Annotated in this window: 3 protein-coding genes; all 3 read left to right on the forward strand. The window is 57.0% G+C overall.

All coding sequences use genetic code 11. From position 1 onward, the window contains the following. On the forward strand, positions 1 to 710 hold a 710-nt coding region (locus AK963_RS33425), incomplete at its 5' end, for a hypothetical protein (protein ID WP_066017504.1). A 24-nt stretch (positions 711 to 734) separates the two neighbouring features. Beyond that, positions 735 to 1,796: a hypothetical protein gene (locus tag AK963_RS21650; RefSeq protein ID WP_066017505.1), complete on the forward strand. Its 1,062-nt coding sequence runs from the start codon at positions 735 to 737 to the stop codon at positions 1,794 to 1,796. Between the two features lie 138 nt (positions 1,797 to 1,934). After that, positions 1,935 to 8,951: a JAB domain-containing protein gene (locus AK963_RS21655; RefSeq protein WP_066017506.1), complete on the forward strand. Its 7,017-nt coding sequence runs from the start codon at positions 1,935 to 1,937 to the stop codon at positions 8,949 to 8,951. Positions 8,952 to 9,056 lie beyond the last annotated feature (105 nt).

Here is a 9,056-nt window from a genome sequence, read left to right on the forward strand (position 1 = left end):
AAATGCCAGACATCCCCCGCCGCTACGCCTACGACGACAGTGAGCAGCGTTACCAGCTCAATATCGACGCGGCCACCGATGTTGCAGACAAGCTGAAAGACTACGGCGACAAGCTGTTTGATGTGTTCGACAACTACCAGCCCAACTTCCAGTACCTGGGCGACAACGCCACGGTATCGGATGCCCAGCTTCAGAGCCGGTTGGGGGAGGCGAGCAGCGACTATCAGGCCAACGCCGACCTGCAACAGTCGGAGTACGAACGGGATATGCGCCGCATGGGCGTGAATCCCAATTCGGCACGGTTTGCGGGTTTTGGTACCAGTAACGCCCTGCACAAGGCAGCGGGACTCTCGGCCATCCAGAATCAGGTGCGGGACACCGCCAGAGAGGAGAGCTGGAACCGCAACCTCGATGTGGCGGAGCTCGGGCTGGATACCGCCAAAACCGCCACTGATGGCCTGAGCAGTGCGGCCAGTGTTTATAAACTGGCAGCGGATATGTTTACCGACAACAAGATCAAGTACGACCAGTTGAACGAAGCAGCAAGGCAATACGACCTCGGTTACGGCTTCAAGCAGGACGAGATGAAGCTGGCGGCGCAGAACCAGGCCTTTAACCAGGCAGCGAACCGTTGGCAGAACGGACTGGTGCAGACCTACGAAAACAACGGTAAATGGAATTACCGCGAGTCGTTTGATTACGAGTATTAATCCACAGGATCAGGGAGGATCACCATGTACATCGGATCGGACGGCAGGGTTTACCAGAATAAGTTTGATTCAATTGGCCACGGCACCAAAGTGCCCGGTTACGCCGATGAACAGTACGCCATCAACCAGCGCCTTGGTGAGCTGCGCCGACAGCAGCAGGCGCTGAACCAGCAGCAGATTGACCAGAACGACCTGAACCAGTTCTACGACCGGCAGCAGCGGTTTGCCGCCATTCATGGTCAGCCCTACGGGTTCGGGCAGATGCCCCAGAGCAGTCAGCCGGGTAATGGCATGGGAGCCAGGCAGAGTCCGCAAGGCGGTCAGGCCGGTTACGGAATGCCCATGGAGCGCAGGGAAACGGTGCAAAGCCCCCTGACGCAGGATGCCGGAAAGCTGAACCGGATGCTGCAAAAGTATCATCAGGGGCAGGACCCACGGGATGCGCAGGACGCCATCGAGTTTATCAACCAGCACCCCGGCATCAAGGCCAGTAACGTCAGCGGTATTCGCTTCAATCACAGCGACCGCAATGAAGACCCGATGGTCAGCCTGCTCGGTGACGATGGCAATCCGGTGAAGCAGTTCTACCTCAGTTCCCTCTCCAACCTGAACAACTTTGCCGGTCAGAAGAAGCAGACCTTTGATCCGGGCAATAAGGTCAATGATCCCGGCAAATTGATCGAGCAACTACAGGAAGTCGCGGCCAAGCAGGGGCAGGCCGATGTGGCAGGATTGAAACCCAAAGACCAGAAAGCCCAGCTACCGGAGGCGGTTCAGGATCACTATGGGCAACTGATGAAACAGTATGGCCCCCGCAATCCCGGCTATGTCACCACCGGGGAGGAAACCCCGAACCGGACACCGGGCTTTGACCTGTTTGGTCAGCAGCAACAGCAGCAGGACCCGCTGGCGGCATTAAAGCAGGCGTTAGGGGGCGGTGATGCACTGACACCGGCACCACCTCCTCCGGTGACACCCAATACAGCAGTACCGAAGCAGGGTCAGGGATATGGATACCCCGGTTACAACCCACTGAACCGCAACCCCGGCACCTTTCAACACTTCCACCCTTCCTACGGACGATAACAGACCGCTTCCCGCGATCCGCCTCCCGCTTCCCGCTTCCCGCTTCCCGCTTCCCGAAAAAGACACGCAAAGCACCTGACCCGCTTTTACGGGGAACGGGTAGCGGGTGGCGGCCAGCGTTTTTTCAAGGACGATTCGATGAACTGGTACGATTTCAGCTCGACCCCGCTGTTTCAGCAGGGGGACGATCAGGAACAGGAACGGCTGCGGGAGCAGTATTGGCGGCATTATCTCAAGCCCCAGATACCGGAGGGCTACCATCGGGAAGCCCGCTCCCTGTTTGACCAGCATACCCGTCGCCGTGGCAATCCGGACAGCAGCTATGCCGGTGACCTGTGGGATGCCCTGTGGCACGGTGGTTATGCCGGAGCCGCAGACCTGGTATCCGGTGCCAGTCGTCTGGTGGGTGGCGATGGCCATAATGCCGCCAGTGACTGGCTGCGTGAGAAGTCCGAGGAACAGCTTGACAATATGTCCCCTTCCAGTGTTGAGGCGATGCAAGGGTTTGGTTTCGAGCGCAAAGGCGACGGGGGTTATGGACTGACCGAGGGCAGTACCGCTGCCGGTTTTGGCCTCCAGTTTGCCTCTGGGGTTGGCTCTCTGGCACCGTCCATGATACCCGGTGGTGTGGCCAGTAAAGGGTTGTCGGCACTGGGCATGAAAGGGCTTCAGGCATCCGGTGCAGCGGCAGCAGTGACCGGTCTGGAAGATGCCAGACGTGTGCAGGGGTTGGCGAATGTCATCGACAAGGGCAGCCATGCCGTGGGCTACGGGGCAACCGGTGGCCTGATGATCGGCGGGGCCGGTGCCGAGGACGCCAAAAGCCAGATCATGACACTGGGCTATGAGCAACTGAAAGACCTGCCGAGGTTCCAGGAGCTCTACCAGCAGACCTACGAGCGGGCCGGAGGCGGCGATACCCGCCAGCCTTTTGAGCAGGCCAAAGCCCTGCTGGCCGAGGAAGCGGCACAGGCCGCCTTTGCCCCGGCTGCCGGGGTGGGGGCGCTCTCCATGGGGCTGGCGGGTCCGGCCATGGAGAACCTGATCCTGAAGAACGCCGGCACCCGTGGCCTGAATTCGGCTAAAGGGTTCCTGACCGAAGGTGCGCAGGAGTTCGGTGAAGGGGTTGGCCAGCAGATGGCGGCCAACTACGGCCAGCAGCAGGTGGGCAGGGATGTAGGACTGACTGATGGTGCGTTGGCGCAGGGACTGTCCGGTGCCATTGTTGGAGGTCCGGTGGGTGGACTGGTGGGCGCTGCCGGTCGAACCCGCAATATGGACGACATCAGGGAGAAGCAGCAGCGGCTCAACGACCTGATGAGCCAGCACCAGACCCTGCAAGACCAGATGCAGGAGCCCCATGCCGACCAGACCATGCTGGCAGAGCAACTGCGCCAGAACTCTCTGGCCATTGCCGGGTTGGAGAGTCAGCTTCATGAGCTCGGAGAAAAATCCCGGCAAACGGAACAACCACAGGTTGAAGTTGGGCCACAACAAGAGCAATCAGCCCCGCAAGGTGCAGGCGATTTTAGCCAGTATAACCAACCGGCCTATAAACGACAGAAGGCTCTTTCCCCGCAACAGCCGCCACTATTAGAAACCGATAACGCTATTTATGTTGAACCCAACAGCCCCGCACAAAGAGGTGAAACCACTTTTACCGGTCCTGGCTTTGAACAGCAGACCAATGCCCCTTACCGTCCGGAGCAAAAACAGCAGTCGGTACCACAACAGCAACCCAAGACTCTGGGTTATTCACCAACTGACTTTACTGCTAATCGCTATGGGTCAGTAGGAACAGATTCACAGGCTGTGCAGCAGGATAGCCAACAGCGCCGCCAAGACAATATTGACAAAGCCCCTAACCAACACCCTGGATCACCGGAGTACAACGGCAACCCCGATCAGGATTTAGCCAGCTACACCGAACGGATGAACAGCCTGAACCGGTTGTTCCGTTCCTTTAACTGGCAGCTTGGTGATGATGGAAAGAAACGTCGGGTAAGAAAACTGATCGAGAACCAGCGCAAGCTGGAAATGCAGGCTCGTAAAAGTGGTCGTGGCATTACCCCTCGGAATATGACAGAAGCTCTGGCCAACCTGAAAGCCATGGTTGAAAGCGGCGACGGTATCCGCTTTGAGCGGGAAGTCAAAGCCATTGAGGATCGCCAGCAACAGGAAGGACTGCGACTCACTGCGCAGGAGAAATCAGGCACTCCCTCTGGTGTAAAGCCGGTGATGGGTAAGAATAATGAAAAAGTATCCACAGCAGAACGGGAGCTGGATACCCAATACGCCCTATACGAAGCCGATGACCTGATCGCCAGCCACAACGACACCGGCAAGGTAAATCCGGACTATCCAGCAGAGCTGCAACCAAGGGATCGAACTCGACAAGCCAGTGAAGACCAGATCCGGGGTATCGCCAGCAAGCTTAATCCAAAACTGCTGGGAGCAAATCCACTGGCCAGCAGCGGAGCACCGATCATCGGCACTGACCGTGTAGTAGAAAGCGGCAATGGTCGTGTTTCAGCAATCCGCAAAGCCTACCGAAACCATCCTGAACGGGCGAAAGCCTATCGGGAGCACCTGAAGCAAAACGCTGACTCCTTTGGCCTGAAACCCGAGTCTGTGGATAACTTCAAACAGCCAGTACTGGTGCGCCAGCGCCGGGGAGAAATGGATACCGACCAGCGCATTGCTTTCACCAAAGAAGCCAATGCCCGTGATACCGCCTCAATGTCTCCGGCAGAAAAAGCCAAGCTGGACGCTTCCCGTATTACCCAGGAAGACCTCTCCCACTTTGATACCGATGATACCGGCGACCTGCTGCACCGCAGCAATGATGTATTCCTTGCCCGATTCGCCGACCGTCTGGGCAGCGAAGCCGGAGAACTGAAAACCCGCCAGGGCGACTGGAATAAACAGATGCGTGACCGCGTAGAGTCAGCATTGTTTATGAAAGCCTACGACGACGAACGTCTGAACAGCCTGTTTGCCGAGGACGACAAACCAGACCTGAAGAACCTGATCAAATCGCTGGCTATGGCAGCGCCCCACTTTGCCAGGGCAAAAGGGATAGACCCAGAGCTGGGAGGTTATGGAGTTATTGAGTCACTGGTGGAAGCCAGCCGTATCCTTCAGGACTCCCGCAATCGCAACCAGTCGGTGGATGAAATTCTGGATCAACACTCTCTGTTGGACAGCTTCAGTCCTGAAACGGAATTGTTCGCCAGGTGGCTCGATGCCAACCTGCACAAATCCAAACAGGTAGGTCAGGCCCTGAGCGAACTGGCCAACCAGATTGAACAATACCTGCAAAAGCAATCACAAGCTGATGGAGATATGTTCGGCACAGCAGAGGCGACACTGGATGACCTGATCAACCAGACCAATAACCAACTGGAGAAAAACTATGGCGACAAGAGCGCACTCTTTCCAAAGCGGATCAAAGACCCGAAGCAGCAGAAAGCCCAACCTGTTCAAGCTGCTGAAGGAAGCAACGGAAAAAGTGAACCGGGAGAACCCGGAGAGCGAGCCACTGAGTCTGCCAGAGAAACCAAAAGGGACGAAGTAGACGACCCCCAGGACGGGGGAAGTGCCACCAAGCGCCGGGAGCGCGACTGGTACGACCTGCTGGATGCGGTTGACGATGGCACGCTCGATAGCGATGAGTGGACGGACGACGACTTTGTCGGGATTGAGGAAGACGGCGGCAAGTACGACCCCCAGGACGGGGGAAGTGCCACCAAGCGCCAGGAGCGCGACTGGTACAATAGCCGTAATGCGCCTCACTACTCGGTGCCTGGGATCAAGAGTCTGGGCGGTGCGGAACGGGCAGCCATCAAGCGGTATTTGGATGGCCGGTCTGACAAGCAGGGCATTGTCCAGCGGCTGAAGAAGCTGGCGGATACACCCTGGGCAAGGAAGACTGTGCAGTCCATGCTGATTCGCCAGACCATTGATGACCTGGTGGCCGGACGTGAGGTGGATTACCAGTCGCTGTTGTCCCAGAAAGATAACGCCTCGATCCTCAAAGCGCTGAAAGATCATGGCGAACCCGGACTCTGGCGTTATCTGCACACAGAGGATGTCATGGGGCATGCCGGAAAACCGGAGAACAGCATCAATGGCAGCTTTGTCGATTGTATGCCCAGCCGTGACTGTGCTTCTTTCTGTTATGCGACCAAAGGCAATTACCGGTTCAGTAATCCCATCATTAAATCGGAAATAGTGAACTGGGCGGTGGAGAAAGACCCGGTAAGAACCGCCCGGATTGCGGCCAACGATTACAAAGGCACTCCGGAGTTTTACCAGAACAAAGCCCTTCGCCTGTTTGATATGGGCGATGGCTCCATGGCATGGCTGCCCTTTATCCGAACCATGAACAAGGAGGGTATCCGGCTCCAGATCTTCAGCAAGAATCCTGAGTTCCTGAAGCAGGTGCCAGAAATGAACTGGCGGGCACTGTCGGTGGACAACAGCAACTTTGAACTGGCCGCACAACACCCGGAGCTGCCACTGGCGGTGGTGTTTGACGGTCAGCAGAATGGCATCGACTTTGTTCGTGCCAACCTTGACCGGATACTGGTGATTCTGCCCATTAAACACGGGCAGCGAGTCCTGGGCGATAAAGCCACCCTGCGTCGTATGCTCGGGCTGGATGCCATGAAGCGGGTATGCCCTGTCGATGGTGGCTGGAAAAAGATCAAGCATCCCACCGATCCGAAGAAGAACTTCAACTGCACTTCCTGCGATCAATACGGTGGTATGGACTGCTTCCACGGCAATGTCACCCGCCAGGTGATGAAAGCCGCCACGGAAGCCCCCCACGACAAACATCTGCAACGGCTGAAAGAGGAGATAGAGAATGACCCTGAACGATTCGGTGGCAAAGCGAGCGCGGCAGAGCTGCTTGGAAACCTGGGCAAAATCCGATCTGCGCTACGGGCATCTGCTGACACCCGAACAGAAGCAGCAGATGCAGGCGGCCAGGGACAGGAAGCTGAAGGCACAATCGGCGTTCGACAAATTGATGAGGGAACCGGACGCTACCGAGTCGGAGAAGGCGAAATAGAAGAACGTAAGCGACGCGGCAAAAAGTCCGACTTGGAGGACGCCGGACAGCAGAACCTGTTCACCGCCCCCGATCTCTCCGGTGACGAACGTAAACAGCAGATCATCGAAAACCAGCGTGTTCTGGTTAAGCACGTTGAAACCGGCACCATAAGAGCTGGCACCGACACCATCCACACCAACGATGACCTTGCCCACTTTATCGCCCCGATCCGCAAGCTGGCACAGGAAGAGATGCTTGCCATTGTGCTCGATGGCAATGACAAGGTGATCAATGTCATTAAGCACAGCAAGGGGCAGAAAGCCTCTGCTTCCGTATCCCCATGGACTCTGGCCGGTGCCGTGGTGGCAACGCCCGATGCCAGGAGCGTCTGGTTTGCCCACAACCATCCCTCCGGTGATCCTGAGCCCAGTATGTCGGATGTGCATATTACCCACAGCCTGAACGAGGTGCTGGACGGCAGTGGCGTGGTGAATATGGGTCATGCCGTGGTGGGTACCACTGGCCATGCAAAAATCATGGATGCAGAAGGCACAGTGCTGATGGGCACCGTGGCTCCCAAACGCATGGCTCGCAATAAGGCATTCCCGATTACCGAACGGCGGCTGCGTTTCAACCGGCCACATATCAATTTCGGCTCACCGGAAGCGGTTCGCCCTTTTCTGGACACCATCAGCCCCAATGCCGTGGTGCTGCTGGATAGCAAATACAATGTCACTGGCGTCCTGCCGTTGTCGGACAGCGATCTGAAGACCCTGCGGCATCCAACCAACAACCCAGCGGCTGCCCGGATCATGCAGGCACTGGACAGCACCAACAGTTCGTCGGTCATCCTGAAAAGCAGTGGCTCCCCACTGGCCACGACAGGCACCCGGAACCTGATCCGGTTCTTCAACCGGGGCGACCGTATTCAGGTGCTGGATCACTTTACCGGCAAGGATGGCAGCTACCAGTCTGCCGCCGAAAGAGGAACCCCAGACCTGAACGAACGGGGCTCCTTTTACGCCCTGCGCAAAGACAGCAACTCCAAAGACAGTAAGGCCAGAGGCATCCAGTCTGGTCCCCTGCGTTTGAAGCTGAAGCCGCTGGAGCAGAAACTGGGGCAGTCCATCCACGTATTGCAAGCGGAAACCGAGCTACCCTCACACCTGTACCAGAAGGTGATCAGCGACAAGGCACAAGGACGGGTGCGGGGGATGTTTGACCCGGAGACAGGCGAAACCTATCTGATCGCAGCCAATCTGGACACCACGGGCGAGGCGGTGCGCACTGTCCTCCATGAACTGGTGGGTCATAAAGGCGTCCGTGGCCTGCTGGGTAAACGGCTCGATACCGTGCTGGATGAAATCCACCGGGACATGAACGACCGGCTGAAAACGGCACTGGCCAAGCGGTACGCCCGACAGACCGAAGGCAAGAGCGAGGCGGAAGCCAATCGGATCATTGCTGAGGAATACCTGGCGCACCTTGCCGAGAAAGACCCGAAAAACGGCCTGTTGACCAAAGTGGTCAGCATGATCCGCAATGCTTTGCGCCGGTTGTTCCCCAACATCAAATGGACGGATGCCGATGCGGTGGAATTGCTGAGTGCAGCCCGTGGGCATCTGAAGCGCAATGGTAACCTGAATGCCGGTAACACCAAGGGCAACCGCTACAGCGATTCAGGCATAGCCCCGACGTTCTACTCCGCCGTTGAGCGCAGTGCCGCTGCCGTGAAGTCGGACAAACTGCCTGCCCAGAGCTGGCTGAATGCCATCAAGAAAGGCAACAACGTGCAGGACGAGGAAGTCCAGTGGCTGGGCCTTGACCTGTGGCTGGCGGACAAAAAGGGTGAGAAGCTGAGCAGGGCCGAGGTTCTGGATTTTATCCGCCAGAATGAAGTACGGATCGACGAAGACCTCAGTGTTGATGCGTTCGATGAACAGGAGCTGGAAGAGCGGGTCTATGAAAAGCAGCATCACTTTATCAGCGAGCGAATTGGCGATTACGAGCACGGCTATTCGCTGGATGAACTGTCCCACCTGCTGGACGATGCGCGGGAAACACTGCGGGAGGATGATACCAATCGCATTTTCTAAATCCTTAAGCTGCCGCCAACTATGCTTAGGCATCATTACCATGCATTATCTAGAACAGATGTCTCGTCGACCACAGCTACCCGAAGGTTTTAATGATGTTGATTT

It is taken from the genome of Endozoicomonas atrinae (genome assembly GCF_001647025.1).
Lineage (GTDB): Bacteria > Pseudomonadota > Gammaproteobacteria > Pseudomonadales > Endozoicomonadaceae > Endozoicomonas > Endozoicomonas atrinae.

Bases quoted from the DNA above. Each gene is read 5' to 3' on its own strand.
- AK963_RS21655 (WP_066017506.1), top strand. From the start codon at position 1,935: ATGAACTGGTACGATTTCAGCTCGACCCCGCTGTTTCAGCAGGGGGAC.
- AK963_RS21650 (WP_066017505.1), top strand. From the start codon at position 735: ATGTACATCGGATCGGACGGCAGGGTTTACCAGAATAAGTTTGATTCA.